Annotated in this window: 26 protein-coding genes; 12 read left to right on the top strand and 14 right to left on the bottom strand. The window is 62.6% G+C overall.

Going from position 1 to position 25,790, the window contains the following annotated elements; translation table 11 throughout:
* Positions 1-4 precede the first annotated feature (4 nt).
* A complete protein-coding gene (locus Q0603_RS10910) occupies positions 5-511 on the bottom strand; it encodes a CoA-binding protein (RefSeq protein ID WP_298725505.1) in 507 nt (168 codons plus the stop codon).
* Positions 512-520: 9 nt separating this feature from the next.
* Positions 521-1,327 (bottom strand): enoyl-CoA hydratase, encoded by an 807-nt coding sequence (locus Q0603_RS10905; RefSeq protein WP_298725503.1) that lies wholly within the window; start codon positions 1,325-1,327, stop codon positions 521-523.
* 236 nt (positions 1,328-1,563) lie between these two features.
* On the opposite strand from Q0603_RS10905, the gene galU reads away from it, so the two are divergent.
* Positions 1,564-2,442 (top strand): UTP--glucose-1-phosphate uridylyltransferase GalU, encoded by an 879-nt coding sequence (gene galU / locus Q0603_RS10900; protein WP_298725501.1) that lies wholly within the window; start codon positions 1,564-1,566, stop codon positions 2,440-2,442.
* 29 nt (positions 2,443-2,471) lie between these two features.
* Entirely contained in the window at positions 2,472-3,788 is a 1,317-nt protein-coding gene (locus tag Q0603_RS10895; protein WP_298725499.1) for a UDP-glucose/GDP-mannose dehydrogenase family protein, read from the top strand.
* Positions 3,789-3,807: 19 nt separating this feature from the next.
* On the opposite strand, the gene Q0603_RS10890 is transcribed toward Q0603_RS10895, so the two are convergent.
* From Q0603_RS10890 to Q0603_RS10880, 3 genes are all read right to left on the bottom strand, one after another.
* Positions 3,808-5,052 carry an MFS transporter gene (locus tag Q0603_RS10890; RefSeq protein ID WP_298725496.1) on the bottom strand — a complete coding sequence of 415 codons (1,245 nt, stop codon included), beginning with the start codon at positions 5,050-5,052 and terminating at the stop codon, positions 3,808-3,810.
* Positions 5,053-5,070: 18 nt separating this feature from the next.
* Positions 5,071-6,129 (bottom strand): adenylate/guanylate cyclase domain-containing protein, encoded by a 1,059-nt coding sequence (locus tag Q0603_RS10885; RefSeq protein ID WP_298725495.1) that lies wholly within the window; start codon positions 6,127-6,129, stop codon positions 5,071-5,073.
* A 129-nt stretch (positions 6,130-6,258) separates the two neighbouring features.
* Positions 6,259-7,380 carry a D-alanyl-D-alanine carboxypeptidase gene (locus Q0603_RS10880; RefSeq protein ID WP_298725493.1) on the bottom strand — a complete coding sequence of 374 codons (1,122 nt, stop codon included), beginning with the start codon at positions 7,378-7,380 and terminating at the stop codon, positions 6,259-6,261.
* Positions 7,381-7,653: 273 nt separating this feature from the next.
* Here Q0603_RS10880 and Q0603_RS10875 point away from each other — a divergent pair, with 273 nt between their 5' ends.
* The 7 genes from Q0603_RS10875 (at position 7,654) to Q0603_RS10845 (ending at position 15,806) form a co-directional block, all read left to right on the top strand.
* Entirely contained in the window at positions 7,654-8,394 is a 741-nt protein-coding gene (locus Q0603_RS10875; protein ID WP_298725491.1) for a hypothetical protein, read from the top strand.
* A gap of 184 nt (positions 8,395-8,578) precedes the next feature.
* Positions 8,579-9,118: a phasin family protein gene (locus tag Q0603_RS10870; protein ID WP_298725489.1), complete on the top strand. Its 540-nt coding sequence runs from the start codon at positions 8,579-8,581 to the stop codon at positions 9,116-9,118.
* Between the two features lie 176 nt (positions 9,119-9,294).
* On the top strand, positions 9,295-9,624 hold the full coding sequence (gene clpS / locus Q0603_RS10865; protein WP_298725487.1) for an ATP-dependent Clp protease adapter ClpS: 330 nt from the start codon (positions 9,295-9,297) through the stop codon (positions 9,622-9,624).
* A gap of 82 nt (positions 9,625-9,706) precedes the next feature.
* Positions 9,707-12,079, top strand: a complete 2,373-nt coding sequence (gene clpA / locus Q0603_RS10860) for an ATP-dependent Clp protease ATP-binding subunit ClpA (RefSeq protein ID WP_298725485.1) — start codon at positions 9,707-9,709, stop codon at positions 12,077-12,079.
* Between the two features lie 154 nt (positions 12,080-12,233).
* Entirely contained in the window at positions 12,234-13,832 is a 1,599-nt protein-coding gene (locus tag Q0603_RS10855; protein ID WP_298725483.1) for an ABC transporter substrate-binding protein, read from the top strand.
* A gap of 61 nt (positions 13,833-13,893) precedes the next feature.
* Positions 13,894-14,886, top strand: coding sequence for an ABC transporter permease (locus Q0603_RS10850; protein ID WP_298725481.1), 993 nt, complete (start codon positions 13,894-13,896; stop codon positions 14,884-14,886).
* Positions 14,883-15,806 (top strand): ABC transporter permease, encoded by a 924-nt coding sequence (locus tag Q0603_RS10845; protein WP_298725479.1) that lies wholly within the window; start codon positions 14,883-14,885, stop codon positions 15,804-15,806. The genes Q0603_RS10850 and Q0603_RS10845 overlap by 4 nt, the downstream gene beginning before the upstream one ends.
* Here the strand turns inward: Q0603_RS10845 and Q0603_RS10840 are convergent.
* From Q0603_RS10840 to Q0603_RS10810, 7 genes are all read right to left on the bottom strand, one after another.
* Entirely contained in the window at positions 15,803-16,237 is a 435-nt protein-coding gene (locus Q0603_RS10840) for an HIT family protein (protein ID WP_298725476.1), read from the bottom strand. The genes Q0603_RS10845 and Q0603_RS10840 overlap by 4 nt on opposite strands.
* Before the next feature lie 76 nt (positions 16,238-16,313).
* Complete coding sequence (locus tag Q0603_RS10835; protein ID WP_298725474.1) at positions 16,314-17,501, bottom strand: GNAT family N-acetyltransferase; 1,188 nt, start codon at positions 17,499-17,501, stop codon at positions 16,314-16,316.
* The gene (locus Q0603_RS10830) at positions 17,501-18,253 is read right to left on the bottom strand and encodes a glycerophosphodiester phosphodiesterase (protein ID WP_298725473.1); all 753 of its coding nucleotides are present in this window, start codon (positions 18,251-18,253) and stop codon (positions 17,501-17,503) included. The genes Q0603_RS10835 and Q0603_RS10830 overlap by 1 nt, the downstream gene beginning before the upstream one ends.
* 11 nt (positions 18,254-18,264) lie before the next feature.
* Complete coding sequence (locus Q0603_RS10825) at positions 18,265-18,729, bottom strand: RidA family protein (RefSeq protein WP_298725471.1); 465 nt, start codon at positions 18,727-18,729, stop codon at positions 18,265-18,267.
* A 4-nt stretch (positions 18,730-18,733) separates the two neighbouring features.
* Complete coding sequence (locus tag Q0603_RS10820) at positions 18,734-19,195, bottom strand: RidA family protein (protein WP_298725469.1); 462 nt, start codon at positions 19,193-19,195, stop codon at positions 18,734-18,736.
* Between the two features lie 81 nt (positions 19,196-19,276).
* On the bottom strand, positions 19,277-20,008 hold the full coding sequence (locus Q0603_RS10815) for a GGDEF domain-containing protein (protein ID WP_298725467.1): 732 nt from the start codon (positions 20,006-20,008) through the stop codon (positions 19,277-19,279).
* Between the two features lie 123 nt (positions 20,009-20,131).
* Positions 20,132-21,100, bottom strand: coding sequence for a D-glycerate dehydrogenase (locus tag Q0603_RS10810; protein WP_298725465.1), 969 nt, complete (start codon positions 21,098-21,100; stop codon positions 20,132-20,134).
* Between the two features lie 129 nt (positions 21,101-21,229).
* On the opposite strand from Q0603_RS10810, the gene Q0603_RS10805 reads away from it, so the two are divergent.
* Positions 21,230-22,069 (top strand): DUF1849 family protein, encoded by an 840-nt coding sequence (locus Q0603_RS10805; protein ID WP_298725463.1) that lies wholly within the window; start codon positions 21,230-21,232, stop codon positions 22,067-22,069.
* 1 nt (position 22,070) lies between these two features.
* Here the strand turns inward: Q0603_RS10805 and Q0603_RS10800 are convergent, their stop codons facing one another.
* Together Q0603_RS10800 and Q0603_RS10795 are read right to left on the bottom strand one after the other, a co-directional pair.
* Positions 22,071-22,994 (bottom strand): ROK family protein, encoded by a 924-nt coding sequence (locus tag Q0603_RS10800; protein WP_298725462.1) that lies wholly within the window; start codon positions 22,992-22,994, stop codon positions 22,071-22,073.
* An 11-nt stretch (positions 22,995-23,005) separates the two neighbouring features.
* On the bottom strand, positions 23,006-23,701 hold the full coding sequence (locus Q0603_RS10795; protein WP_298725461.1) for a hypothetical protein: 696 nt from the start codon (positions 23,699-23,701) through the stop codon (positions 23,006-23,008).
* Between the two features lie 102 nt (positions 23,702-23,803).
* Between Q0603_RS10795 and Q0603_RS10790 the strand changes: the two genes are divergently transcribed.
* Together Q0603_RS10790 and Q0603_RS10785 are read left to right on the top strand one after the other, a co-directional pair.
* Positions 23,804-24,178, top strand: coding sequence for a response regulator (locus Q0603_RS10790; protein ID WP_298725460.1), 375 nt, complete (start codon positions 23,804-23,806; stop codon positions 24,176-24,178).
* 12 nt (positions 24,179-24,190) lie between these two features.
* Positions 24,191-25,555, top strand: coding sequence for a PleD family two-component system response regulator (locus tag Q0603_RS10785; protein ID WP_298725458.1), 1,365 nt, complete (start codon positions 24,191-24,193; stop codon positions 25,553-25,555).
* Positions 25,556-25,790: the final 235 nt, after the last annotated feature.

The raw sequence follows: 25,790 nt of genomic DNA, 5'->3' as shown, positions 1-25,790 counted from the left end.
GGGATCAGATCCTGCGCTGTCTTTTGGAGTTAATAACGCGGGTGTTCACACCCATCCAGCCGATTTCCTGGCTGAGGCGGCCATATTCGATCTTAGGGCAGCGGTTCATCACCACCTGCAAGCCGGCGGCTTCGGCCTTCCTGGCGGCTTCGTCGTTGCGCACGCCAAGCTGCATCCACAGAACCTTGGCGCCGATCTTGATGGCATCCTCGGCGATCGGCGGAATGGCTTCGGAGGCGCGGAAGCAGTCCACCATGTCGACCTTGACCGGAATGTCGGTCAGCGCGGCATAGGCCCTCTCGCCGAGGATTTCCTTGCCCGCTTCCTTCGGATTCACCGGGATGACGCGATAGCCCTTCTGCTGAAGGTATTTCATCGCGAAGTAGGAGGGTCGGTTCCAGTTGGCGCTGGCGCCCACCATGGCGATGACGTTCACCTTGCGCAGGATGCTACGGATGTAATCGTCGCTGTAGTTTTCGTGGTCGATCTTTTCCAAGGTTGCGGTCGTCATCGGCATCACTCAGCAGCCCTGCCAGGTCGGCGGGCGTTTTTGCAGGAAGGCGTCGATGCCTTCTTCGGCATCGCGGGCGAGAAGATTTTCGGTCATGACGCGGCTGGCGTAGTCGTAGGCCTGCGCCAGAGGCATCTCAAGCTGGCGGTAGAAGGCTTCCTTGCCGATCTTGACCGTCAGGGGCGATTTCGCCGCGATCAGACGGGCAAAGGCCAGGGCGGCTTCATCGAGTTCGGCTTCGGACACTACCTGGTTCACCAGCCCCATGGCCTCGGCACGATGAGCCGGGATCATCTCGCCGGTCAGCAGCATCTCCATGGCGTGCTTGCGCGAGACATTGCGCGACAGCGCCACCATCGGCGTCGAGCAGAACAGGCCGATATTGACGCCGGGCGTCGCAAAGCGGGCGGTCTCCGCAGCGACGGCCAGATCGCAGCTTGCAACGAGCTGGCAGCCGGCGGCGGTGGCAATGCCATGGACGCGGGCGATCACCGGCTGGGGCAGGGCAACGATCGACTGCATCAGCATCGAGCATTGCCGGAACAGGGCTTCGTAGTTCTGGCGGCCGGGATTGGCCCGGATCTCCTTCAGGTCATGACCGGCGCAGAAGCCGGGGCCGTTGCCGGCGATGATGACGGCCTTGATGCTGCGATCGGCCTTGATGGTATCCAGCTCGGCCTGCAGGGCGGCCATCAGGCCGGACGACAGGCTGTTATAGGCTTTCGGGCGGTTGAGCGTGAGGCGGACTATCCCCGTCTCCGGCTGGTCACGGAGGACGGGTGCAGCCTCCTGGTCTAGCTGTGGCGCGGCAGACACGATGATCTCCTTGAATTTGCCCGGCATGATAGGGCGGGTGGACCGGCCGGAAAAGCAGCGGCGGAGGCGGCCTTGAAAAAAGGGGGGATCAGGGCCCAAATTTCGCCCCATTACCGAACCATGAAGGACTTAAACGGTCACAACATGGGCGGTTGCGCAGCGTTCTGGGGCGGCGTACAACCGCGCCAAGCTGCGGTCCGAATCCAAAGTGAATCAACAAAAAGAAAGTCCGGAGTATGAATCGACCGATCCGCAAAGCCGTGTTTCCCGTGGGCGGCCTGGGCACCCGTTTTCTGCCCGCCACCAAGGCCATGCCAAAGGAAATGCTGCCGGTGGTGGACAAGCCGCTGATCCAATACGCCGTTGAAGAGGCGCGAGCGGCTGGCATCGAAGAATTCATCTTCGTCACCGGCCGTGGCAAGCAGGCCATCGAGGATCATTTCGACCGCTCCTACGAGCTGGAAGATGTGCTGCGTGAGCGCGACAAGCGCGATCTGCTGGACGCCATCAACAGCTGGATGCCCAAGGCCGGGCAGGTCTCCTATACCCGCCAGATGGAGCCGCTGGGGCTCGGCCATGCCGTGCGCTGCGCCAAGCCGCTCGTCGGCGACGAGCCTTTCGCCGTGCTGCTGGCGGACGACCTGATCCTGGCGCCACGTGCCTGCCTGGCCCAGATGGTGGATGCCTATAACAAGGTCGGCGGCAACATCATCGCTGCCATGGACGTGCCGCGCGAGCATACCAAGCGCTATGGCATCATCAGCCCGGGTAAGGACAATGCCCAGTTGGTCGAGGTCAAGGGCCTCGTCGAGAAGCCCAAGCCCGAAGAGGCTCCGAGCACTACCGCGGTGATTGGCCGCTACATCCTGCAGCCGAGCGTGTTCCGCCACCTGGATTACGTCCAGCGCGGTGCCGGCGGAGAAATTCAGCTTACGGACGCCATGGCCCGGATGATCGGCGAAGTGCCGTTCCACGGTCTGCGCTTCAAGGGCGAACGCTACGATTGCGGCGACAAGGTCGGCTTCCTGCACGCCAACATCGCTTTCGCGCTCGCCCGCGAAGACATGCAGAAAGACGTCGCGGCCATCGTCCGTGAAGTCCATAAACAACTTTGATCCTCCAGACTGATTCCCAGGAGTAGAGCATGCGCGTGGCAATGATTGGCACCGGATATGTTGGTCTGGTGTCCGGAACCTGCTTCTCGGAATTCGGTCACACGATCATCTGCGTCGACAAGAACCCGGATCGCATCAATGCGCTGCAGCAGGGCAAGATGCCGATCTTCGAGCCCGGCCTTGACGATCTGGTCGCGCGCAACGTCAAAGCCGGGCGGCTGACGTTCACGCAGGACATCAAATCGGCGGTGCGCAGTGCCGATGCCGTGTTCATCGCGGTCGGCACGCCATCGCGTCGTGGCGACGGCGAGGCTGACCTGACTTACGTCTACGCGGCGGCCAAGGAAATCGCCGAGGCGATGGACGGCTATACGCTGGTGGTGACGAAGTCGACCGTGCCGGTTGGCACCGGCCGCGAGGTCGAGCGTATCATCCGCGAAACCCGCCCCGATGCGGATTTCGAAGTGGCATCCAATCCGGAATTCCTGCGCGAGGGCGCGGCCATCGAGGATTTCATGCGGCCTGACCGCGTCGTCTGCGGCGCGGAAAGCGACCGCGCCCGCGAAATCCTGCGCAATCTCTACCGGCCGCTTTATCTGAATGAGACGCCGATCCTGTTCACCGCGCTGGAAACGGCAGAGCTGATCAAGTATGCCGCCAATGCCTTCCTGGCGACCAAGATCACCTTCATCAACGAGATTGCCGATCTCTGCGAGAAGGTGAACGTCAACGTCCAGGACGTCGCCCGCGGCATCGGCCTCGATGGCCGTATCGGCAGCAAGTTCCTGCATGCCGGTCCGGGCTATGGCGGTTCCTGCTTCCCGAAGGACACCCAGGCACTGGTCGCCACCGGCCGCAAATACGGCTCGCCGCTAACCATCGTCGAGACGGTTTCCGCCGTGAACGACAAGCGCAAGCGCCGCATGGCCGAGAAGATCATCGCCGCCGCCGGCGGTTCGGTGCAGGGCAAGACCATCGCGGTGCTGGGCGTGACCTTCAAGCCGGGCACCGACGACATGCGCGACAGCCCCAGTCTGGACATCATTCCGGCCTTGCAGGCGGCCGGCGCGAAGATCAGAGCCTATGACCCGGAGGGCATGCACGAGGCGCAGAAGCTGCTGAAGGACATCACCTGGTGCGATGATTCCTACGAAGCCGCGCAGGGCGCTGACCTCCTGGTCATCATCACTGAATGGAACCAGTTCCGCGCGCTCGACCTGCAGCGCCTGAAGACGCTGCTCAAGCAGCCGCTGATGGTCGATCTGCGCAACATCTACAAGCCGGCCGAGATGCGTCAGGCCGGCTATGTCTATCACTCGGTCGGGCGTCCACCAGTCATTTCCTGACCGGCCATTCCCTGACCAGTCATTCCTTGCGAGCGGACGCCGGTTCGCGCTGCGGCAGCAGGTACCATCCCAGCGACAGCAGCAGAAGCACCAGCGCCAGCCCGAAGGTCCACTGATAGGCCTCCACCGGATAACTGCCATTGGCGTTGCGCGGCCAGAGGTCGATCAGCCAGCCCATGCCGGCCTGGGCGAAGAAGGTAAAGCCGAATACCACGCCGTTCAGCAGCGTGTTCACCCGGCCGGCCTGCTCCAGCGCGAACTGGCTGCTCAGGATCGGATAGGCCAGCACCGTCGTATTGCTCATGATCCCGAAGGCGATCCACAGCAGCGGATTGGCCGGATCGATGGCGCTGGCCAGCAGGGCCAGAACCGCCGCATAAACGACGACGCTCAGGCTCATGGTGCGGCTGAGTGGAATGCCGCGCCGCTGCAGACGGTCGGCGGCGATGCCGGTCAGCGTGAAGCCGGCGGTGAGCGCCGCCGCAAGGATGAACAGCACCTGTGCTGCGGTGGCCCGCTCCAGGCCGGCCACGTCGCGCAGGTAGGGGCCGGCCCATAGGCCCTGGATGGCCATGCCGCTGGCCATGCCCATCATCGAAACCGGCGCGATCCGCCAGAAGCGTCTATCGACCAGGAAGGCGCCGCATTCACGCAGCTGCTGGCCCAGACTGGTGGTTGCTTTCGGCGCGCCGGGATGTTCCGGCACGACGAAGAAGATCATCATCGACGCAAAGACGGTGAGGCCGGCAAGGCCCCAGAAGACCACCGTCCAATGGGTATGCTCAACCGCCAGCTCGACCGGCAGGGTCGCCGCCAGCGCGCCCAGTCCGCCCGCCGTCATGAACACGCCATTGGCCAGCGCCCAGCGTTCCTTGGGCAGCCATAGCGCGATGGCCTTCATGGCCGACATCAGGCCGCCTGCGACGCCGAAGCCGATCAGGGTGCGCCCGATGACCAGATGGCTGAGGCTGCTGCCGACCGCGAAGATGATGGCGCCGAGCGCGGCCGAGAGCAGCAGCACGGCCTGCACGCGGCGCGGTCCGAAACGGTCCAGCAGGATGCCTAGCGGCAGCTGGAAGGCCGCGAAGGCGACGAAATAGGCGGCTGTCAGCGTGCCCAGGTCGCCGGCGCCGATGCCGAGGTCGCGCTGCAGGTTGGGCGCGATGACTGCGTTCACGCTGCGGAACAGGTAGGACATGAAATAGCCGCAGGCGAAAGGCAGCAGGACGCGGCCCCCAACGAAGGCCATGGACGGAGCAAGCACGGACATTTCCTCGGTGTTTTATGAGATACTGTGAAGCTCGATGGGATTTGACTTGCCGGGCAACTGATACGGCCCCAGCGAGACCGCTTGCAACCCTTCCGGCAGGCGTGCTGCCGTCAGGGCTTCGTTCGAGGCGATGACGGGGTGATCGAGCGGCTTGGTCGCGGCTTCGATCTTGGCCGTCGTGTTGATGGTATCCCCCAGCAGGCCGATTTCGCGTTTGACCGCGCCCATTTCGCCGACCACCACCGTGCCGGCATGCAGCACGGTGCGGAAGTCGGGTGCCACGCCGAATTCGCGAAGATAGCTTTCGGCGGCGTCGGCGATCCGCTCGCGCGCGGCCATCGCCGCCTTGTAGGCACCGCTCGGGTCTCTGCCGGGCTGATCCAGCGGCCAGGTGACGATCATCTCGTCGCCGACATATTTGTGGATGGAGCCGCGCCAGGCCAGCACCGGTTCGGTCAGGTCGCTGAAAAACCGGTTGAGCAGATTGTGGAAGGCCAGATCACCGATGCGCTCGGCGATGGCGGTGGAATTGCGCATGTCGAAAAAGACCAGCAGACGGTCTTCCCGCCGGGGACGGTGGTAATAGCCGCGCAGGAAATTCCCCAGCACGCCGGGACCAAGCAGCAGCGACACCTCGATCAAAAAGTTCACGATCAAGGCGAAGAGCAGCGAGAAGGCGAAGGTGACCGCTGTGACAGTGTTGAAGCCGAAGCCCGGCGACTCCTCGATCAGGAATACCGTGCTGCCAAGCCACTCTCCTCCAAGGATGATGCTGACATAGACCACCTCCTTCACGAGGAGCAGCTTGGCGAAGGGCAGGTGGCGCAGATGCGTGCGCTCGCCATTGACGATGAAGATTTCAAAGCCGCCGATCAGGCCGCCGATCACCAGGCCTGTGAAGGCGCCGCGAACGGCGCCAAACCAGGCCGGCGCCGCGCCAAGGATCGTCGCGATCGAGGCGCCATAGACAGCGCCCGCGACGATGGCGATGGTCAGCATGATGGCCCAGATCCGCAGGCGGCTGCGGCGGATATTGGCCTGGGAGGCGCGACGGGCAGGGCGGATCATCATGGGAAGGGCTTCGCTCCCGAACCGTATCCGCTGCAAGATGGTGCAGCCAAGCCAAAAACTGAAACGCCATGGTGTCGGCGATCACCACGGCGTCAGCAGCTTATCAGAAAATACTCAAGCGTGAGATGATCAGGCGTCGGGCGAAATGACCGAGCAGTTCATTTTCTTCTGCTTGAGCTGCCGGCAGGCCTTGCGAGCTTCTTCCGCGCTCAGGCCGGTGAGGCGGGCGCGATAGAGAGTAGAATTGCCGGACTCGACGGGTTCCACCAGGGGTTCTGCACCGGGCAGCGAATGGCGAAGCTTAGCCAGCACGCTCTCGGCGGCGGTCGCCTTGCGGAAGGCGCCAAGCTGCACGGCCCATTCGCCTGCCGTATTGTCGTTCGTCGGCTTCGGCGTCTTGGTCTTGGCCTTGCCCGTAACCGGCGCGGCCTCGGCGCTGGAGATCAGGCCGAAGCCCGGCTTGCGGTCGTCCTTTTCCACCATCAGCGGCGCGTTGCTGTCGTCCTCGAGTTTCTTGAAAGCTGCATCAAGAAGCTGGATCATGCGGTCGTCGCGTGCCTTGACGCTGGTGCCGCCGAAGACGACGCCGATCACGCGCCGGTTGTTGCGCTTGGCCGAGGCGACCAGGTTGAAGCCGGAGGCGCGGATATAGCCGGTCTTGATGCCATCCACGCCCTCATAGCGCTTCAACAGGTGGTTATGATTGGCGAAGACGCGGTCATTCCATTCGAATTCCGGCGTCGAAAAATAAGAGTAGTAGTTCTTGTGGTTCTTCAGCAGCGCCAGAGCGAGCGTCGCCATGTCGCGGGCTGTGCTCTTCTGGTGCGGGTTCGGCAGGCCCGAGGCATTCTTGAAGGTGGTGTTGTGCATGCCGAGCTGGCGGGCGCGATGCGTCATCATTTCGGCGAACTTGGCTTCGGTTCCGCCAATGGCTTCGCCCAGGGCCACGGTTGCGTCGTTGGCCGATTTGGTGACCGCGGCCAGGATAGCTTCGCGAACGGTGATGGTCTGACCCGGGCGCAAGCCGATGGCGGAGGGGGCCTGGCCGGCGGCACGGGCGGAAACCGTGATGCGCTGATCCAGCTTCAGCCGGCCATCCTTCAGGGCATCGAAGGCCATGTAGAGGGTCATCATCTTGGTGAGCGAGGCCGGATAGCGCAGGGTATCGGCCTCATGGGCATGCAGCACGCGGCCCGTATCGGCATCCAGCACGATGGCCGAATACCCGGCAGCGCGGACATCAGCGGACAATGACAGCCAGACCAGGAGGACGAGACTGAAACAGATTGTTACAAAGCCAGGCAGTCGTCGCCCCGCGATCGCGCCATTATGCCTCATATGCCCCCACCTCGGTTGCGCTGAAACTCGAAATACGACAGCGTCCGGGCTTCCCCCCTGGGCGCGAATCGGCGTTTAGGATATTAACCATCACCCACCTTGTCTAGCGTATTGACACGTAACAAGTTGAATCTGAACAGATTCACGCCGGATGAGGGCGGTCCTTCAAAGCGAACAGGTTACGATATGGGTGAGATGCTTAAAAAACGGTTCTTGTCGGTTGCGCTGATTGCCGCAGCGGGTGCCCTGTTGACGGCCTGCGCCGCCCGGGGACCGGCCAACGATCCTTTCACCCGCAGTCTGACCTGGCAGCGCTATGTGGGCGGCGACGACCTGGACCGCGCCTGCGCGCCGGGACAGCCCGCTCGGTACCGCCTGGTCTACAACGCCATCGAGGAGGAGCAGCAGCGGACTTACGACATCAACGCGCTGCCCGAGGGCGGGGCGATGCTCGATGCGCGCGTCATCAGCCGCGCGGCTTTGAACGATCCCAGCAACCCGATCTCGATCCGCGATCCTCTGGCGCCTTGGCGCGGGCAGAACGCGCTGTATCGCCTAAGCGCGGATGAATTCGCCAAGCTGCAATCCGCCCTGACCGCGGCGGGCTTTGAAAAGCCTGCGCCCAAGGGGCTTTTCCTGCGCGGCGACAGCTTCTTCTGGACCGCCAGCGCCTGCCGCGACGGCGTGTTCCACTTCCACGCCTGGGGCTGGCCGTCGCCGGAATTCGACCGGATGGCCGAGCCGCTGCTGGATGCGATCCTGCCCTATGACAAGACCGGCGTTCCCGCCGTGAGGCCTTATGCAGTGCCGCTGCCGCCCTATAGCTCGTATTTCAACGTAACCGACCCCGACAGCATGCCGGCGGCGCCGCAGCGCTTCCAGGTCGGGGAGAACGGGCTGCGCTATTCCCAGGGCACTATCGATTAGTTGAATACATCCGATATTCGTCAACCTCCATATCGCGCCGCAGCATAATTTGTGCGGCGCACAAATTTACCGTTGACATATGGGGAAGCGGGGTTTATCTGTAGCCTTGTTGCAGTGCAGCATTCTTGCCGTCCCCGCTCCGCGGGTCTGGCCCGTTACAAACCGGACAAGCAAGGACGACCTAATGGCTACCAAGACGAAGACCCCCAAGGCCGAAGCCGAGACCGCTGAGGCCACCGCCACGGGCAATGCCTACGAGACCGTGGCTTTCGTTTCAAAAGAGCAGATGGAGAAGGCGATGAAAGCGGGCACCGAAGCTGTCGAGAAGGCCTTCTCGCTGGGTAAGGAGCGGTTCGAAGCCGTTGCCAAGAGCGTCGATGACGCCGCCAAGCTGGGCAAGGAACAGGTAGAAGCGATCGTCACCGCCGGCAATGTTGCCGCCAAGGGCCTGGAGACGATCAATGCCGAGGTCATGGCGTTTACCAAGAGCCAGTTCGAGGACCAGATTTCGGTCACCAAGGCGATGATGGGCGTGAAAACCCTGCAGGAACTCATTGAGCTGCAGAATGACTACGCCAAGAATGCCTTCGAGGCCTACACCGCCCACACCACCAAGATCAGCGAAGTGGCCGCCAAGGCCGCCCAGGACGCCTTTGCGCCGATCAATGCGCAGCTGCAGGCGGCCGTCGAAAAACTGGTCAAGCCGGTGGCCTTTTCCTACTGATCCTGCCACGGCAGGATCGTCCTTTAAGCAGCATCCCCAGACCGCTGCTAGCGAGCCCGGCCAGACAGCCGGGCTCTTTTTTTGTCACCAGGGTGCTGGTATTTTTTAACTGTGAGGCCATATCATCCTTCCGTATGTTCTTTTTGTAGAGCGCCGCTGCAGCTGGGTTTGTTGGCATGAGCGAACGGGATGGACGTGACGGGCGCGGGCGCACCGAGGTCGGCGTGGTCACCAAGACCCGGCCGAAGACGCAGAAGCCGCCCATGTACAAGGTGCTGCTGCTGAATGACGACTACACTCCGATGGAGTTCGTCGTTCATGTGCTGGAGCGTTTTTTCAACAAGCCGCGCGAAGAAGCCACGCGCATCATGCTTCATGTCCACCAGAAGGGTGTGGGCATCTGCGGTGTATTCACCTACGAGGTGGCGGAAACCAAGGTCACGCAAGTGATCGATTTCGCCCGTCAGCATCAGCATCCGTTGCAATGCACGATGGAGCGGGATTGAACACGGAACCTGTTCGAGGATCGTGATTGAGTCTTAAGCGTGGTTGTCCGGTATTGACCCGACCGAGGGAGGCGTAAGGCGCATGGCATCTTTTTCGCGCACGCTGGAGCAGACGCTACATCGAGCCCTGTCGCTCGCCGGCGCCAAGAAACACGAATTCGCCACCCTTGAGCATCTGCTGTTCGCGCTGACCGAGGATCAGGATGCCGTTGCGGTCCTGCGGGCCTGCAACGTTGATATCGAAAAACTCCGGCAGCGCCTGGGTACTTTCATCGATGAGGATCTGCGCGGCCTGGTCGTCGGCATTCCGCAGGACGCCAAGCCGACCTTGAGCTTCCAGCGTGCCGTGCAGCGCGCGCTGTTCCATGTGCAGTCTTCCGGCCGCGAGGAGGTGACGGGCGCCAACGTGCTGGTCGCGATCTTCTCCGAACGCGAAAGCCATGCGGTGCATTTCCTGCAGGAGCAGGACATGACCCGTCTGGATGCGGTCAGCTACATCAGCCATGGCGTGGCCAAGGCGCCGGGCCGCAGCGACCGCCGTCCGGTGCGCGGTGCCGACAGCGATGTCGAGCAGCGCGCGGAGCGGGCCGAGCGCGGCGACCGTGAGCGCAATGCCTCGAAGGACAAGGAAGCGCTCAGCGCTTATTGCGTGAACCTCAACGAGAAGGCTCGCGCCGGCAAGATCGACGCGCTGATCGGCCGCGAGCAGGAGATCGAGCGTACGATCCAGATTCTGTGCCGCCGCACAAAGAATAATCCGCTCTATGTCGGCGATCCGGGCGTGGGCAAGACGGCCATCGCCGAAGGCCTGGCGCGTCGCATCGTGCGTGGCGAGGTGCCCGAGATACTCAAGGACTCGACCATTTACGCGCTGGATATGGGTAGCCTTCTGGCCGGGACCCGCTATCGCGGCGATTTCGAGGAGCGTCTGAAACAGGTGATGCAGGAGCTGGAATCGCAGCCCGGCTCGATCCTGTTCATCGATGAGATGCATACCGTGATCGGCGCCGGCGCGACGTCCGGCGGCGCAATGGATGCGTCCAACCTGCTCAAGCCGGCTTTGGCTTCGGGCGCGCTGCGCTGCATCGGCTCGACCACCTATAAGGAATTCCGCTCCTATATCGAGAAGGACCGCGCCTTGCTGCGCCGGTTCCAGAAGATCGACGTCAACGAGCCAACCTTGTCGGATGCGGTCAAGATCCTGCGCGGCATCAAGACCTATTACGAGCAGCATCACGGCGTGCGTTATACCGATGATGCAATCAAGGCCGCCGTCGAGCTGTCGGCAAAGTACATCAACGACCGCAAGCTGCCGGACAAGGCCATCGACGTGATCGACGAAGTCGGCGCCGCCGAACTGCTGAAGCCGGAAAGCCGCCGCCGCAAGACCATCGGCGTGAAGGAGATCGAGACAGTCGTCGCCAAGATCGCCCGCATCCCACCCAAGTCGGTGTCGCGCGAGGACAAGGAATCCCTGCGCAACCTGGATGCCGAACTCAAGCGCGTGGTCTACGGCCAGGACCAGGCCATCGATGCGCTGTCCAGCGCGATCAAGCTGGCGCGCGCGGGCCTGCGCGAGCCGGAGAAGCCGATCGGCTGCTATCTCTTCTCTGGCCCGACCGGCGTGGGCAAGACCGAGGTGGCGCGTCAGCTTGCTCAGATCATGGGCGTGGAGCTGATCCGCTTCGACATGTCGGAATACATGGAGCGCCACAGTGTCTCGCGTCTGATCGGTGCGCCTCCGGGCTATGTCGGCTTCGATCAGGGCGGCCTGCTGACCGATGCGGTCGACCAGCATCCTCATTGCGTGCTGCTGCTCGATGAGATCGAAAAGGCCCATGGCGACCTGTTTAACATCCTGTTGCAGGTCATGGATCACGGAAAGTTGACCGACAACAACGGCAAGCATGTCGATTTCCGCAATGTCGTGCTGATCATGACGACCAATGCGGGCGCCAGCGAAATGTCGAAGCAGGCGATCGGCTTCGGCCGCGGCACCAAGGAAGGCGAGGACGAAGAGGCGATCAAGCGGCTCTTCACGCCGGAATTCCGCAACCGTCTGGATGCGACGATTGCATTTGCACCGCTGTCTTCGGAAGTCATCAACCGCGTGGTCGACAAGTTCGTCGCCCAGCTGGAAGGCCAGTTGGCCGATCGCAACGTTACCATCGCGCTGACCGACGAGGCACGCGCATGGCTGGCCGAGCGCGGCTACGACAAGCTCTATGGCGCGCGGCCGCTGGGCCGGGTCATCCAGGAAAACATCAAGAAGCCTCTGGCCGACGAGCTATTGTTCGGTCAGCTCGTGAAGGGGGGGCATGTTCTGGTGAAGGTCGTCGACGACAAGCTCGCCTTCGAAATCACAGCCGACAAAGGCGGGAAGGGGGGCGGGACTGCCGGCAAACCGTCCGCTGGAAAGCCATCCGACGGCAAGGTACCGGAATACGCGAACTGACCGCTACCATTAGGTTAGTTGGCGGCGAAATCATAGACATAAAAGCGAATAAAAATTACCATCGCGGACAATGAGACGCGAGGGTTCAACCTCCGTGTCCAGTAAAACCGCACGTCCGTGCACAACAAAAAATAATTTAACAGGAGGCTTATCCATGGCCGTTATCCGTTTGAAGGCCGCGCTGCTGGCGGGGGCTTTCATGCTGGCCGCTCCAATCGTTCATGGCGATGCATTGGCGCAGGCAAAGACGCTGCGCTGGGCGAGCCAGGGCGACTATCTGACGATGGATCCGCATAGTCAGAATGAAGGCCTGACCCGTACCGGCAGCTTTCAGAGCTATGAAGGTCTCGTCGGCTACAGCGCCGATCTGAAGTTCGTGCCGGCTCTCGCCACCTCGTGGAAGCCGGTGAACGACACCACCTGGGAATTCAAGCTGCGCGAGGGCGTGAAGTTCCACGATGGCTCCGACTTCACCGCCGATGACGTCGTCTTTTCGGTGAAGCGCGCACAGCATCCGAACTCGGACTTCAAGACCTACATCGCCAGCATCAAGGATGTGAGGAAGGCCGACTCGCACACGGTGCATGTCGAGACCAACGGCCCGAATCCGATCCTGCCGAACCAGATCGCCAACATCTTCATCATGTCCAAGGTCTGGGCTGAGAAGAACAACGTGGTCAACCCGCAATCCTACAAGGACAAGGAAGAGACCTTCGCTGTTCGCAATACCAATGGCACCGGCCCCTTCATGCTGAAGCTGCGCGAGCAGGATGTTCGCACGGTGATGGTGAAGAACCCGAACTGGTGGGGCCTGAAGGACAATCCGCATAACATCGACGAGATCGTCTACACCCCCGTGACCACGCCAGCAACCCGCGTCGCGGCGCTGATCTCGGGCCAGCTCGATTTCGTGCTCGACGTGCCGGTGCAGGACGTGGAGCGCGTGAAGCGTTCGCCCGGCCTGCAGGTGAAGAAGACCAACGAGATCCGCTCGATCTTCCTGGGCCTCGATGTCGGCAGCCCGGAGCTGAAATACTCCGATGTGAAGGGCAAGAACCCCTTCGCAGACAAACGCGTGCGTCAGGCGATGTATCACGCCATCGACATGAACGCGATCCAGCAGAAGATCATGCGCGGCGACGCGGTGATCGCCGGCATGATCACCTCGCCGGGTGTGCATGGCTATGACAAGGCCATCGACAAGCGTCTGCCCTATGACGTGAACAAGGCCAAGGCGCTGCTGGCGGAAGCCGGTTATCCGAACGGATTCGGCGTGCGGCTCGATTGCTCGAACGACCGCTATGTCAACGATGAGGGCATCTGCCAGGCCGTTGTCGGCATGCTGGCGCAGGTCGGCATCAAGGTCGATCTGGCGGCGCAGTCGAAGACACTGCATTTCCCCAAGCTGCAGAAGAAGGATACCAGCTTCTTCCTGCTCGGCTGGGGCGTGCCGACCTTCGACTCCCACTACGTGTTCTCGTATCTGGTGCAGACACCCGACGGCAAGAACGGCACCTGGAACTTCACCAATTACTCGAACCCGAAGCTGGACGGCATGATCAACGCCATGCTGACCGAACTGGATCAGGGCAAGCGTGACAAGCTGATCGCCGACGCCTGGCAGATCGTCAATGACGAGATCATCTACCTGCCGCTGCATCACCAGGTGTTGAACTGGGCGATGAGCGATAAGCTCGACATGCCGATCATCGCGGACAATGTGCCGCGCTTCCATTTCGCCAGAATGAAGTAAGCCGCAGTGCGACGCGCCCCGACCGGCCCAACCGGCCGGGGCATTTTTCCTATAGGGCCCCATGCTCGGTTACGTTATCGGACGCTTGGCCCAGGCGGTGGCTGTCATGCTTGCCGTCGCGCTGGTCGCGTTCCTGCTGTTCAATTATGTCGGCGATCCGATCAACAACATGGTCGGCCAGGAAGCCACGACGACCGACCGTCAGGAGCTGCGCGAGCGGCTTGGCTTGGACGATCCGGCTCTGGTTCAGTTCGCCCGTTTCATCGGCAATGCGATGGAGGGCGATTTTGGGCTGTCCTACCGTCTCAAGCGTCCGGTCTCGGTGCTGATCCAGGAGCGTCTACCGGCGACGCTGGAGCTCGTCTTTCTCTCTGCCGCGCTGGCCATCGCCATCGGCCTGCCGCTCGGCATCTACACGGCCTTGCGGCGCGATAGCTGGCTGAGCCGTTTCGTGCTGACCTCCAGCCTGGTCGGCGTGTCGCTGCCCACTTTCGTGATCGGCATCGGCCTGATCTATCTCTTCTCTGTGCAGTTCGATCTGCTGCCAAGCTTCGGCCGCGGCGAGGTGGTCTCGCTCGGATGGTGGAGTACTGGCTTTCTGACCAAGTCGGGCTGGGCTGCCATCATCATGCCCGCCATTACGCTCAGCCTGTATCAGCTCACCCTGGTGCTGCGCCTCGTGCGGACCGAGATGCTGGAGGTCCTGCGCACCGATTACATCAAATTCGCCCGCGCCCGGGGACTGACCGACCGGATTGTGCATTTCCGTCATGCGCTGAAGAACACGCTGATGCCGGTGGTCACCATCATCGGCCTGCAGATCGGCTCGCTGATTGCTTTCTCGATCGTCACCGAAACCGTCTTCCAGTGGCCGGGCATGGGCCTGCTGTTCATCCAGGCGGTCGGCTTTGCCGACATCCCCGTGATGGCGGCCTATCTCGTCATGGTAGGGTTCATGTTCGTCGTGCTCAATCTCGCGGTCGATCTGGTCTATTTCGTGATCGATCCGCGGCTGCGTCTGGACCGCAGCAAGGCGGCGGGGAAGGCGACATGAGCCAGGCCACGACCGCGCTGCGCCGCTGGTATGACAGCGACATCGCCTACAGCTTCCGCCGTTCGCCCTCGGTGGTGATCGCCGCCATCGTGGCTTTGGTGATCATCGCCGCCGCTATCCTGGCGCCCTGGATCGCGCCCTACAATCCGTTCGACCCAAGCGCCGTGCGGCTGATGAATGCCTTCACTCCACCGGCCTGGAGCGAGGGCGGTTCGGCCGACTTCCTGCTGGGCACCGACGATCAGGGCCGTGATCTGTTTTCCACGATCCTCTACGGCAGCCGGATTTCGCTGCTGGTCGGTTTCGCGGCGATTGCCTTCGCAGCGGTCTTCGGCACGCTCCTAGGCGTGCTTTGCGGCTATCGCGGCGGCCTGCTCGATGTGGCGGTGATGCGTATCGCCGACGTCCAGCTAACCATCCCGAGCATCCTGATCGCGTTGATGATTGACGGGATTGCGCGTACCGCTTTGCCGCGCGACCTGCATCATGAGATCGCGATCTTCGTGCTGATCTTCGCCATCGGGATTGCCGACTGGCCGCAATTCGCCCGCGTGGCGCGGTCTGCGGCGCTGGTCGAGCGCAACAAGGATTACGTGGCCGCCGCCAAGGTGATCGGCCTGCCGTCCTGGAGCATCGTCTGGCGCCATGTGCTACCCAATACGCTGGGGCCGGTGCTGGTGCTGGCCACGGTCGGCTTGGCTCTGGCGGTGCTGTCGGAGGCGACGCTGAGTTTCCTCGGCGTCGGCGTACCGCCGACCCAGCCTTCGCTCGGCACTCTTATCCGCATCGGCCAAAGCTTCCTGTTCAGCGGCGAGTGGTGGATCACCTTCTTCCCGGCGCTGACCCTGGTGCTGCTGGTGCTGGCGGTGAATGTGCTGGGCGACTGGCTGCGCGACGCGCTGAACCCGAAACTGCGCTAGGTCTTCAAGATCGCGCGGATATCGGCGGCCAGCTTGGCAATGCTGTCCTGATCGCCGGGCGTCAGGCTCCAGTTCAGCCTGGCGTTATCGCCGATGCGGCGCGGCAGCACATGGACATGGTAATGCTGCACGGACTGGGCTGCCCCCTGGCCGTTGGCCTGCACGATGTTGATGCCATCCGGCTTGACCACGTCGTTCACGGCGGCAGCGATCTTCTTGGCGGTGCGCGCCACAGCCGAAATGCTGTCGTCCGTTACCTCATGGATATTGGCGTAATGCCCCTTGCTCAGCACCAGGGCATGGCCGTGATTGAAGGGGTTGATGTCCATGATCGCGAAGCTGAGCTCGTCTTCGTAAAGCTTGAAGCTCGGCGCCTCGCCGTCGACGATCTTGCAGAAAATGCATCCCGCATCATGCGGCAGGCTGGTCATGATACCCCTCCGTGTTACGGGGCTATCTTAGCCTGACGCGGTAATGCACGCCATTCGTTGGCGCAGTTCTGGGGGGCTAATCGCTATCCGGCGGCGGACCGGCCTGGCGGAAGGGAGAATGCTGATCCAGCGCCTCGATCACCCCCTCCATATAGGCGCGCTCTTCTTCCAGATAGCGCGCCACCGCAGCCTGAAAGCCGGGATCGGTCAGCCAGTGGACCGAGTAGATCGGCACGGGCAGATAGCCGCGGGCCAGCTTGTGTTCGCCCTGGGCGCCGGCCTCCACACGCTTCAGGCCATGGCGGATCGCATAGTCGATGGCCTGGTAATAGCAGCATTCGAAATGCAGGCAGGGGTGATATTCGATACAGCCCCAGTTGCGGCCATATAGCGTGTCGCTACCCAGCATGTTCCAGGCGCCCGCGATCCAGCGGCCCTCTCGGCGCGCCATTACCAGCACCACGCGGTCGGCCATGCTGGCATGCAGGCGGCGGAAGAACTCGCGGTTTAAGTACGGCCGGCCCCATTTGCGGCTGCCGGTATCCATGTAGAACCCAAAAAAGGCATCCCAATGCTCGTCGGTCAGGTCGCCGCCGGAAAGCGTGACGATGTCGATGCCTGCCGCCACCGCCTCGCGGCGTTCCTTGCGGATCGTCTTGCGCTTGCGTGAGGCGAGTTGCTCCAGGAAATCGTCAAAGTCGCGATAGCCGTCATTCGTCCAATGGAACTGCTCGCCCAGCCGCAACAGCATGCCTGCGCTCTGCGCCCAGTCGCTCTGCGCCTTGGGCAGGAAATTCACATGCAGAGACGAAAGGCCGTGTTCGCGCGCAATTTCCTTGGCGCCCTGCAGCAGCGCGCCTGCAATGGCCGCGAAATCCTGTCCGGGCGCGACTAAAAACCGCGGACCTGTCACCGGGGTGAAAGGGACGGCGGATAACAGCTTTGGATAGTAGCTCCCGCCGGCGCGGGCATAGGCATCAGCCCAGGCATGATCGAAGATGTATTCGCCCTGGCTATGGCCTTTGACATAAAGCGGCAGGATGCCGGCGATTTCGCCATCCGGTGTCTCGGCCACCAGATGGATCGGCTGCCACCCGGTCCGCGGCGTAACGCAGCCCGATTGTTCCAGTGCATCGAGGAAGGCATGCGCGAGGAAAGGGTTTTCGGTCCCGGCACAGCGATCCCAGCGCGCGGCGGGTATGTCTGATACCCGCTTGAGGCTGCGTATGGTGATCGTGTCTGCCGGTCCGGTGGCCCCTGGCATCAGTTGGTCGACAGCTCCTCGAAGATGATGTTGTCGGCATGTGCTGCGGCACGCGCGCGCTCGGCCGGGGTCCGCACCGTCCAGCTTAAAATCGGCAGGCCGCGCCGCCGCGCCGCCGCCGTAATCTCGGATGGCAGGTCGCGGACATCGTATGCAAGGAAGTCGGGTTCGCCGTAGCCGGTCATCAGCGCGCGTTTCAACTGCAGCCGGCTGAACCAGCTAAGGCCTTTGGTCATGTTGGCAAGGTCAGTTGAAATCTGGCCGCGCACGATTTGCGGCGCGTTCTTCTGAAACCACTTCACGGTGCGCGGATTGAAGGACTGCACCACGAAGGGGCCCGGATAATGCTGCAGCATGCGGGCGACGCTGGCGTCCAGGATGCCCGCCGGTTCGCCTTTTTCCTTCTTTATTTCGACGACCAGCGGCACACGGCCCTTCACCATATCGAGCACGTCGCGGAAGCTCGGCACCTTTTCCTGGGTTCCGAGCAGCGTCAGTTCCTTCAGTTCCGCCAGCGGTATCTGCGCCACGATGCCTTCGCGGCCGCAGAGACGTCGCAGGTCCGGATCGTGGAAGACCACCACCTGACCGTCGCCGGTGAGGCGGACGTCAAGTTCGATGGCGTAATCACCCTCGATGGCTTTCTGAAAGGCGAGCAGGGAGTTCTCCGGCACGCCCTTGGCGATGTCATGCAGACCGCGATGCGCAATCGGCGTTTTTGTCAGCCACTTGGGAAGATCGCGTTTGCTCATGTGAAATCGCTTTACTCGAAAAGGAAAATGCCGTCCGCTTCGAAGGCGATATCGAAGGGCAGCGACGGCGCCGTTGTCGTCGATCTCACCGGCCGCTTGTCGGGACCGAACAGATCGTTCAGCAGATCCGTCGCGCCGTCCGCCACTTTGGTGCCGTCCAGGAATTCCGGCACTGCATTGACCAGGCAGAACAGCTTCACGCAGCGCGTAATGCGATCCAAATCGCCTATGGCGGCTTTGGCATGCGCCAGAAGATTCAGCGCCGTGAGGCGAGCCGCTTCGTAACCTTGCGCGACATCGAGCTGCGCGCCCAGCTTGCCGCTATGGCGCACCTCCCGGCCCCAGGTCGGTCCGACGCCGGCGACATGGATTTCCCGGCCGACGACGACAAAGCCGACGTAATTGGCGACGGGCTGAGGTGCCGGCGGCAGCGTCAGGCCCAGTGCGGCAAGCCGAGCTTCGATCTGGCCCGCCATGGCATCATTCAATTTCGAAGATCGCGTCGACCTCAACGGCGACGCCGCGCGGCAGGACATTGGCGCCGACGGCAAAGCGGGCATGCTTGCCGGCCTCGCCGAAGACTTCGACCATCAGGTCGGAGGCGCCGTTGATCACCTTCGGCTGCTCGGTGAAGGAGGGCGTGCAATTGACGAAGCCGCCCAGTTTCACGCAGCGCTTCACCCGGTCCAGATTGCCGCCGCAAGCCGCGCGGACCTGCGCGATGATGTTCAGGCCGCACAGGCGGGCAGCCGCCACGCCGTCTTCAACCGACAGGGTTTCGCCGATCCGGCCAAGATAGCGGACCTCACCATTCCAGATGGTGATCTGGCCCGCAACGAAAACGAGGTTGCCGCTGATGACATAGGGCACGTAATTCGCTGCCGGCGCGGCCGGCTGCGGCAGTTCGATTTTCAGGGCGGCAAGGCGGGCTTCGTGGCTCATAGCGGCTTCCATCCTTTATAGGGGGCTTTAGCCGGTTCTAGCCCGAAGGCGGCAGGCTGGCAACGCGCTCAGGATGGACGCTCAGGACTGGGCAGGCGACGTCCGTTTGGCCTGTTTATGGTCGTACATCGCCCGGTCGCTACGGCGGAGCAGCGAATTCAACTCGCTATTGCCGTCATAGGCGGTCAGGCCATAGCTGAGTGCCACCGGGATGAGGTGATCGCCGAACCGCAGCGGCTGCCGCTCGATGCGGGCGGCCAGATCGGCCAGGCGGGCTTCCGCCTGCTCGGTCTGGGCGCCGGAAAGCGCCAGCACGAATTCGTCGCCATGCAGGCGCGCCAGGAAATCTGCCGCGCGCGCCGCAGGCCGCAGCCGCATGGCCACCTGGCACAGCACGGCATCGCCGGCGGCATGGCCCAGCCGGTCGTTGATCGCCTTGAAATGATCGAGATCGATGAAGGCCAGCACGCCGCCGCGGCTTTCGCGCCGCGCCCGCGCCAGTTCGGTTTCCATATACAGGTGGAAGGCACGGCGGTTGGGCAAGCCGGTCAGGTCGTCGGTTGTGGACAACGCTTCCAGCGCAGCGATGCGGTCCGCCTGATCGACCAGCTTCTGCTCGCTTTCCGCTGCCGCCGTCAGGATCTGGTCGATCAGCGTATGCTTGCGCGGATCGGGATCGCGCCGCATCGCCAGCCGCAGGCGCAGCACCAGGCTGGCAAAGCCGGGCGAGGGGGCATTCGCGTCATGCGCATCATGCGCGGTCGTCGCCCAGTGATTGGGCCTGGTATCGTTGGCAGGGATCGCAAGGGTCATGGCGACACTGTCTAAACTTCGTTCGCCACCTTTAAAGCAAGCGATGTGCCAGACGATTTTGCCGGAAAACCGTCATTATTAACTATGCAGATCCGGCAGTTTTTGCCGCCTGCCGGCGATGTCCTACCAGAGACGGTTTGGCGCCGGCCTGCCGTGCAGAAGCACCGCGTCGAGGTTGTCGAGCGCGGTAAAGCCCATGCGGTCGCGGGTTTCGATGGTGGCGCTGCCGATATGCGGCAGCAGATAGGCATTCGGCAGGCTCAGGTATTCCTTGTTCAGGTTCGGCTCGCCGGCGAAGACGTCGAGTCCTGCAGCACGCAGCTTGCCGGAGCGCAGAGCGCCGATCAGGGCTGCATCGTCCACCATGTCGCCGCGGGCCGTGTTCACCACGATAGCTCCGTCGGGCAGCAGGGCGATCCGTTCGGCGTTCAGGATGTTGCGCGTCTCCGGCGTCGAGGGCGCGTTGATCGACAGGACATCGCTGACCTGCAGCAGGGATTCCAGGGTGGGGTGGTAGGTCGCGCCGGCCTCAAGCTCCTGCGGCAGGCGGCTGCGATTGTGGTAGTGGATCTCCATGCCGAAGCCGAGGGCACGCCGCGCCACGGCCTGACCGATTCGGCCCATGCCGAAGATGCCCAGGCGTTTCCCGGCGAGGTCGATGCCCAGCAGCATGGTGGTATGCCAGCCCGTCCATTGCCCCTGGCGCAGCATGGTCTGCGCTTCATAGGCTCGCCGGGCGGCGGCGAGGATGAGAAGGAATGCGATATCCGCCGTCGCATCGGTCAGCACGCCTGGCGTGTTGGTCGCGATCACGCCGCGCGCCTCGCAGGCCATCACGTCGATATGCTCATAGCCGACCGAGAAGGTGGCGATGATCTTCACGCTTTCCGGCAGATGGGCCACCACCTCCGGAGTGATCTTGTCGGAGGAGCAGATCAGCATCCCGTCCGCGCCAGCCGCCTTGGCGATCAATTCCTCGCTGCTGTAGATCCGGTCGTCCGGATTCAGCCGGGCGTCGTAATCCCGTTTCAGCCTTGCCTCCACGGCAGGCGGCATTCGGCGTGTCACGAGGATGGTCGGTTTGCGCATCATTTCCTCCAGGCTGATTTTAGCCGGTGATCTAAAGGGGGGTATTGGTACTTTTCGGCTGACCGCATGTTTTCTTCTTGTGCTGCCACGGCTAATCTAGCACAAGCCCAGATCAACCCTAGAGATGCGCGCTTGCCTGTTTTCCGGCTGTTCCTTTGGCTGCTTCTGCTGACCAGCATGAGCGTCGTGCCGGCTGGCGCCGGTCGCGCTGTCGACATCGCCGAATTGCGGGCCATCGGCCGGGAGCTGCTATCCCACCGGGCGTTCTACACATTGTCGGTTTCCCGGATGGACCCGCGCAATTACCGCCACGGCATCAGCGGCGGGTTGAAACTGGACTTCGTCAATGCGTGCGATGGCTATGCCCTGAATCAGCGCTTTCTCATCGAGACCACCACCGACGACGGTCCGATTCTGAACGACATGACGCTGAACTCCTGGGAATCGCAAGATGGCCAGCGCTTTCGCTTCCGGCTCAAGGATGAGGTCAACGGCGACCTCGATCAGGAACTGGATGGCGAGGCCACGGTGTCGGAGCCGGGCGGGGAAGGCATCGTCCGCTTCACCTTGCCGCCGGATACCGAGCTGGCGCTGCCGCGCAACGTGGTGTTTCCGACCGAACATACGATCCGCCTGCTGGCGATGGCGCGGGCCGGAACCAACTGGCTGCAGCTTCCCGTCTATGACGGTTCTTCGGCGGACTCTTATGCCGATATCGGCGCCTTCATCAGCGCCGAGCTGCCGGTCGAAACCGGCGAGAAGGAGGTTCTCGCGCCGCTGAAGGGCCAGCGGTCCTGGCGGGTCCGGCTGGCTTATTTCACGTCCGAGAAGATGCAGGATACGCCGGACTACGAGATCGGCTATCGCCTCTATGAAAGCGGCATCGTCGATGACGTGGTCTTCGATTACGGCGACTACGCCATCCGCGCCACGCTGCGCCAGCTTGACGTCAAGCCGCGTGATGCCTGCTGACTTAAGCTGCCTCTGGCTCCGGCGGCGTGCCGACCGGCCAGAGCCAGGCCGCACCGCGCACACCGGAACTGTCGCCATGCATGTTTTTCACCAGCGGCGTGGTGACGGTATCTGAGAAAACGAACGCGCCCCAAAGTTTCGGGACATTCTCATACAGCCGGGCGAGATTGGACAGGCCGCCGCCCAGCACCACCACATCGGGATCGATCACGTTGAGGATCGCGGCCAACCCGCGTGCCAGGCGATGCTCATAGCGCTGCAGTGCCTTTTCGGCTTCGGCATCGCCGGCTTCGGCGGCAGCGACAATCGCTGCGCCATCCAGCTTGCGGCCGGTGGCCGCTTCGAAATCCATGCTCAGGCCCGGACCGGAGAGAAACGTTTCCTGGCAGCCATGCTTGCCGCAATAGCATAGCGGCCCGGGCGTCTCTTCGGGCAGGCGCCAGGGCAGCGGATTATGGCCCCATTCGCCGGTGATCGCGTTCGGGCCCAGCAAAGGCCGTCCGCCGACGACCAGGCCTGAGCCGCAGCCGGTGCCGAGAATCGCACCGAAGACCACGTTCTTGCCAGCGCCGGCGCCGTCGCTGGCTTCCGACAGGGCGAAGCAATCGGCATCGTTGGCAAGACGGACGCGGCGGCCGGTCGCTTCCTGCAGATCGCGGTCGAGCGGATGTCCGATCAGCCAGACCGAGTTGGCATTCTTCACGAGACCGGTCGCCGGCGAGATGTTACCCGGGATGCCGGCGCCGATGGGCGCGGGCTGGCCGATCTCCGCTTCGAGGGCATGAGCCAGATCCCGCATGGCCATGACAGTTGCGCGATAATCGCCGCGCGGCGCGGGAATGCGGCGGCGGGCGCGGATAGTGCCGTCATCGGCCAGTGCAATGGCCTCGATCTTGGTGCCGCCCAGATCGATGCCTATACGCATGTATTCACTCCCTAACGCAACAAGGCCGCGACATGGTCGCGGATTTCCTCCCACGATCCTGCCCGATGATGGCAGTCGGGGGCGGGACCGAGCAAGGCCGCCAGACGCGGGTCGGCGATGAAATGCACGCGATGCACCTTTGGCGCCGTTTGCGCAACGGAAGTGTGATTGTGCGGAATGTCGTCGATAAAGACGGCAGGCGCCGCCGCCATGCGCATTAGCGCAGCCACTGCAGGGCCTTTGACGCCATGATTGGCAATAAGGGGAAAGGCCATGCCATGACGCGCCAGGGCACGCTCCCGCGCCGCCCGGGCCGCCAGCGGCACATTGCTGAGCACGACGACCTGAACGTCCTTCGCCAGTTCCGCAAGGGCAGCGGCAGCGCCATCCACCGGCTCCAGCAATTCGGTCGCCTCGGCGAAGAAGCCTTGCAGCAGGGGATGCAGTTCCTCGGCCGGCATCGGGCTGCCGTCATGCCGATGGCGGATATTCCCGTACAGGGCATATGATTGCCAGTCGAAATACAGGCCGCGACCCTCCAGGAAACGCTCCAGACCGCGCATGAAGTAGAACAGCACCTCATCGGCATCGGCGATCAGCAGCGGCCGTCCCGCCTGCAGAGACAGGGTCGCTAACTGCTCGGTTACCGTTACGGGAGGGACCGGCAGGTGGCGGTTTTCTGGTGCGGTGGAGGCTTGGATTGTCATCCTCAAACGGCTTGGCCGGGCAGGGCCGGGATGCTACAAAACTCTGGAGACGCTAGGAAAAGTTGCGCAGGCACGGCATAGAATATCCGGGGAAGGCACCTCATGAGCAAGACAGTTTTGATTGTTGAGGATAACGAACTCAACATGAAGTTGTTTCACGATCTTCTGGACGCTCATGGGTACAAGACTTTGCAGACCAAAGACGGGATGGAAGCCCTGGCCATGGTGCGCGAGCACCGGCCCGACCTGATCCTGATGGATATCCAGCTGCCGGAGGTGTCGGGCCTGGAAGTGATCAAGTGGATCAAGGAAGACGATAACCTCCGCTCCATCCCCGTGGTGGCGGTCACCGCATTTGCGATGAAAGGCGACGAGGAGAAGATGCGCGAAGGTGGCTGCGACGCCTATATCGCCAAGCCTATCTCCGTGGGCAAATTCATCGAGACGGTCAAGCAGTTCCTCGATCCCAAGGCCTGACGCCATTTTCCGATGACCGCGCGCATTCTGGTCGTCGATGACATCCGCACCAACATCAAGGTGCTGGAAGCCAAGCTGACGAGCGAATACTACGAAGTGATCACCGCCAGCAGCGGGCCGGAGGCGCTTGAGTCTGCGGTCACGCAGAAGCCGGATCTGATCCTGCTCGACGTGATGATGCCCGGCATGGACGGTTTTGAGGTTTGCCGCCGCCTGAAGGCAAATCCCGAAACAGCCCATATCCCGGTGATCATGGTGACTGCGCTGGGCGATCCGGAGGATCGCGTGCAGGGACTGAGTGCCGGCGCCGACGATTTCCTCACCAAGCCCGTCGACGACACCTCGATGTTCGCGCGCGTGCGGTCGCTGCTGCGCGTCAAGCTGATGCTCGACGAGCTGCGGATGCGCGAACGTACTTCAGCAGCGCTCGGCGTGATCTCGCCGCCCGTGCCGAGCCTGGACGAGGACTATGCCAGCGCCCGCATCCTGGTGGTGGAAGACAATCCGCGTGATCAACTGCGTCTTCAGCGCATGATCGAAGGTCAGTTCCAGATCGAGGTGACCGCCGACGGCGCCGATGCACTGGCCCGCGCGCGGCAGCAGGAATACGATTCCGTCGTAGTCAGCCTCGGACTGCAAAATCCCGATGGCCTGCGGCTCTGCTCGCAGTTCCGCACCACGGAAGAGACGCGTAACGTGCCGATCCTTCTGCTGGTCGGGCCAGACGACCAGAAGCAGCTTGTGAAGGGCTTAGAGATTGGCGTCACCGACTATGTCGTACGCCCCATCGACCGCAATGAATTCATCGCCCGCCTGCGCGCCCAGGTGCGGCGCAAGCGCTATCAGGAACGCCTGCGCCTGCATTATCAGCAGAGCATGGAGATGGCGGTCACTGATCCGCTGACCGGGCTTTACAACCGCCGCTACATGGCCTCGCATCTGGCGACGCTTCTAAGCCAGAGCGCCAGCCAGCATGGCACGGCGGTGCTGATTCTCGATCTCGACTATTTCAAGCAGATCAACGACAGCCACGGCCATCCGATCGGCGACGAAGTGCTGCGTGAGATCGGCAACCGCATCGTGCGCAACATCCGCGGCATCGACATGGCCTGCCGCTATGGCGGCGAGGAATTCGTGGTGCTGATGCCTGATACGGATCTCGACGCGGCGGAGGTGGTGGCGAACCGCCTGCTGCAGGCCATCGGCGGCAAGCCGGTGACGACCAAGGAGGGCCTGTCGCTGACCGTGACCTGCTCGATTGGCTGCACCTCGCAGGGGGCGGGGGATACCGCAGAGAGCCTGCTCAAGCGCGCCGACGACGCGCTCTACGAAGCCAAGAATGGCGGGCGCAACCGGATCGTCTTCCGCCGGGCATAAAACCACAGCGCCTGCTGTGGAGTGATATCAGTGATATCACTGATATCAAAACGGCCTGTTTCAGGTCCGGCTGGGTTGTTTGGAACCGTTCAAGTCCGTTTAGAACCGAACCCGCAAGGGCAGCGAGAAGCGTTTTGAGGATTGATGATGCTCAAAACGGCGATGCCAGCCGGCATTTTGAACAGATGGGGAACTTTGCCGCTGGATCAAGCGGTCCAAAAACGAAAAGCCCCGC

Source organism: uncultured Ferrovibrio sp. (assembly GCF_937960835.1).
Classification (GTDB): Bacteria; Pseudomonadota; Alphaproteobacteria; order Ferrovibrionales; family Ferrovibrionaceae; genus Ferrovibrio.
The sequence above is the reverse complement of the archived record's forward strand: the minus strand, read 5'-3'. Positions and strand labels throughout refer to the sequence as shown.

Excerpts from the sequence above, each read along its gene's own strand:
- Q0603_RS10870 (WP_298725489.1), top strand. The coding sequence starts at position 8,579 with ATGGCTACCAAGACGAAGACCCCCAAGGCCGAAGCCGAGACCGCTGAG.
- Q0603_RS10820 (WP_298725469.1), bottom strand. The coding sequence starts at position 19,195 with ATGAGCCACGAAGCCCGCCTTGCCGCCCTGAAAATCGAACTGCCGCAG.
- Q0603_RS10845 (WP_298725479.1), top strand. The coding sequence starts at position 14,883 with ATGAGCCAGGCCACGACCGCGCTGCGCCGCTGGTATGACAGCGACATC.
- Q0603_RS10790 (WP_298725460.1), top strand. The coding sequence starts at position 23,804 with ATGAGCAAGACAGTTTTGATTGTTGAGGATAACGAACTCAACATGAAG.
- Q0603_RS10825 (WP_298725471.1), bottom strand. The coding sequence starts at position 18,729 with ATGGCGGGCCAGATCGAAGCTCGGCTTGCCGCACTGGGCCTGACGCTG.
- Q0603_RS10800 (WP_298725462.1), bottom strand. The coding sequence starts at position 22,994 with ATGCGTATAGGCATCGATCTGGGCGGCACCAAGATCGAGGCCATTGCA.
- Q0603_RS10785 (WP_298725458.1), top strand. The coding sequence starts at position 24,191 with ATGACCGCGCGCATTCTGGTCGTCGATGACATCCGCACCAACATCAAG.
- Q0603_RS10885 (WP_298725495.1), bottom strand. The coding sequence starts at position 6,129 with ATGATGATCCGCCCTGCCCGTCGCGCCTCCCAGGCCAATATCCGCCGC.
- Q0603_RS10835 (WP_298725474.1), bottom strand. The coding sequence starts at position 17,501 with ATGCCAGGGGCCACCGGACCGGCAGACACGATCACCATACGCAGCCTC.
- Q0603_RS10895 (WP_298725499.1), top strand. The coding sequence starts at position 2,472 with ATGCGCGTGGCAATGATTGGCACCGGATATGTTGGTCTGGTGTCCGGA.
- Q0603_RS10910 (WP_298725505.1), bottom strand. The coding sequence starts at position 511 with ATGACGACCGCAACCTTGGAAAAGATCGACCACGAAAACTACAGCGAC.
- Q0603_RS10795 (WP_298725461.1), bottom strand. The coding sequence starts at position 23,701 with ATGACAATCCAAGCCTCCACCGCACCAGAAAACCGCCACCTGCCGGTC.
- Q0603_RS10875 (WP_298725491.1), top strand. The coding sequence starts at position 7,654 with ATGGGTGAGATGCTTAAAAAACGGTTCTTGTCGGTTGCGCTGATTGCC.
- galU (WP_298725501.1), top strand. The coding sequence starts at position 1,564 with ATGAATCGACCGATCCGCAAAGCCGTGTTTCCCGTGGGCGGCCTGGGC.
- Q0603_RS10840 (WP_298725476.1), bottom strand. The coding sequence starts at position 16,237 with ATGACCAGCCTGCCGCATGATGCGGGATGCATTTTCTGCAAGATCGTC.
- Q0603_RS10850 (WP_298725481.1), top strand. The coding sequence starts at position 13,894 with ATGCTCGGTTACGTTATCGGACGCTTGGCCCAGGCGGTGGCTGTCATG.
- Q0603_RS10815 (WP_298725467.1), bottom strand. The coding sequence starts at position 20,008 with ATGACCCTTGCGATCCCTGCCAACGATACCAGGCCCAATCACTGGGCG.
- Q0603_RS10855 (WP_298725483.1), top strand. The coding sequence starts at position 12,234 with ATGGCCGTTATCCGTTTGAAGGCCGCGCTGCTGGCGGGGGCTTTCATG.
- Q0603_RS10810 (WP_298725465.1), bottom strand. The coding sequence starts at position 21,100 with ATGATGCGCAAACCGACCATCCTCGTGACACGCCGAATGCCGCCTGCC.
- Q0603_RS10830 (WP_298725473.1), bottom strand. The coding sequence starts at position 18,253 with ATGAGCAAACGCGATCTTCCCAAGTGGCTGACAAAAACGCCGATTGCG.
- clpA (WP_298725485.1), top strand. The coding sequence starts at position 9,707 with ATGGCATCTTTTTCGCGCACGCTGGAGCAGACGCTACATCGAGCCCTG.
- clpS (WP_298725487.1), top strand. The coding sequence starts at position 9,295 with ATGAGCGAACGGGATGGACGTGACGGGCGCGGGCGCACCGAGGTCGGC.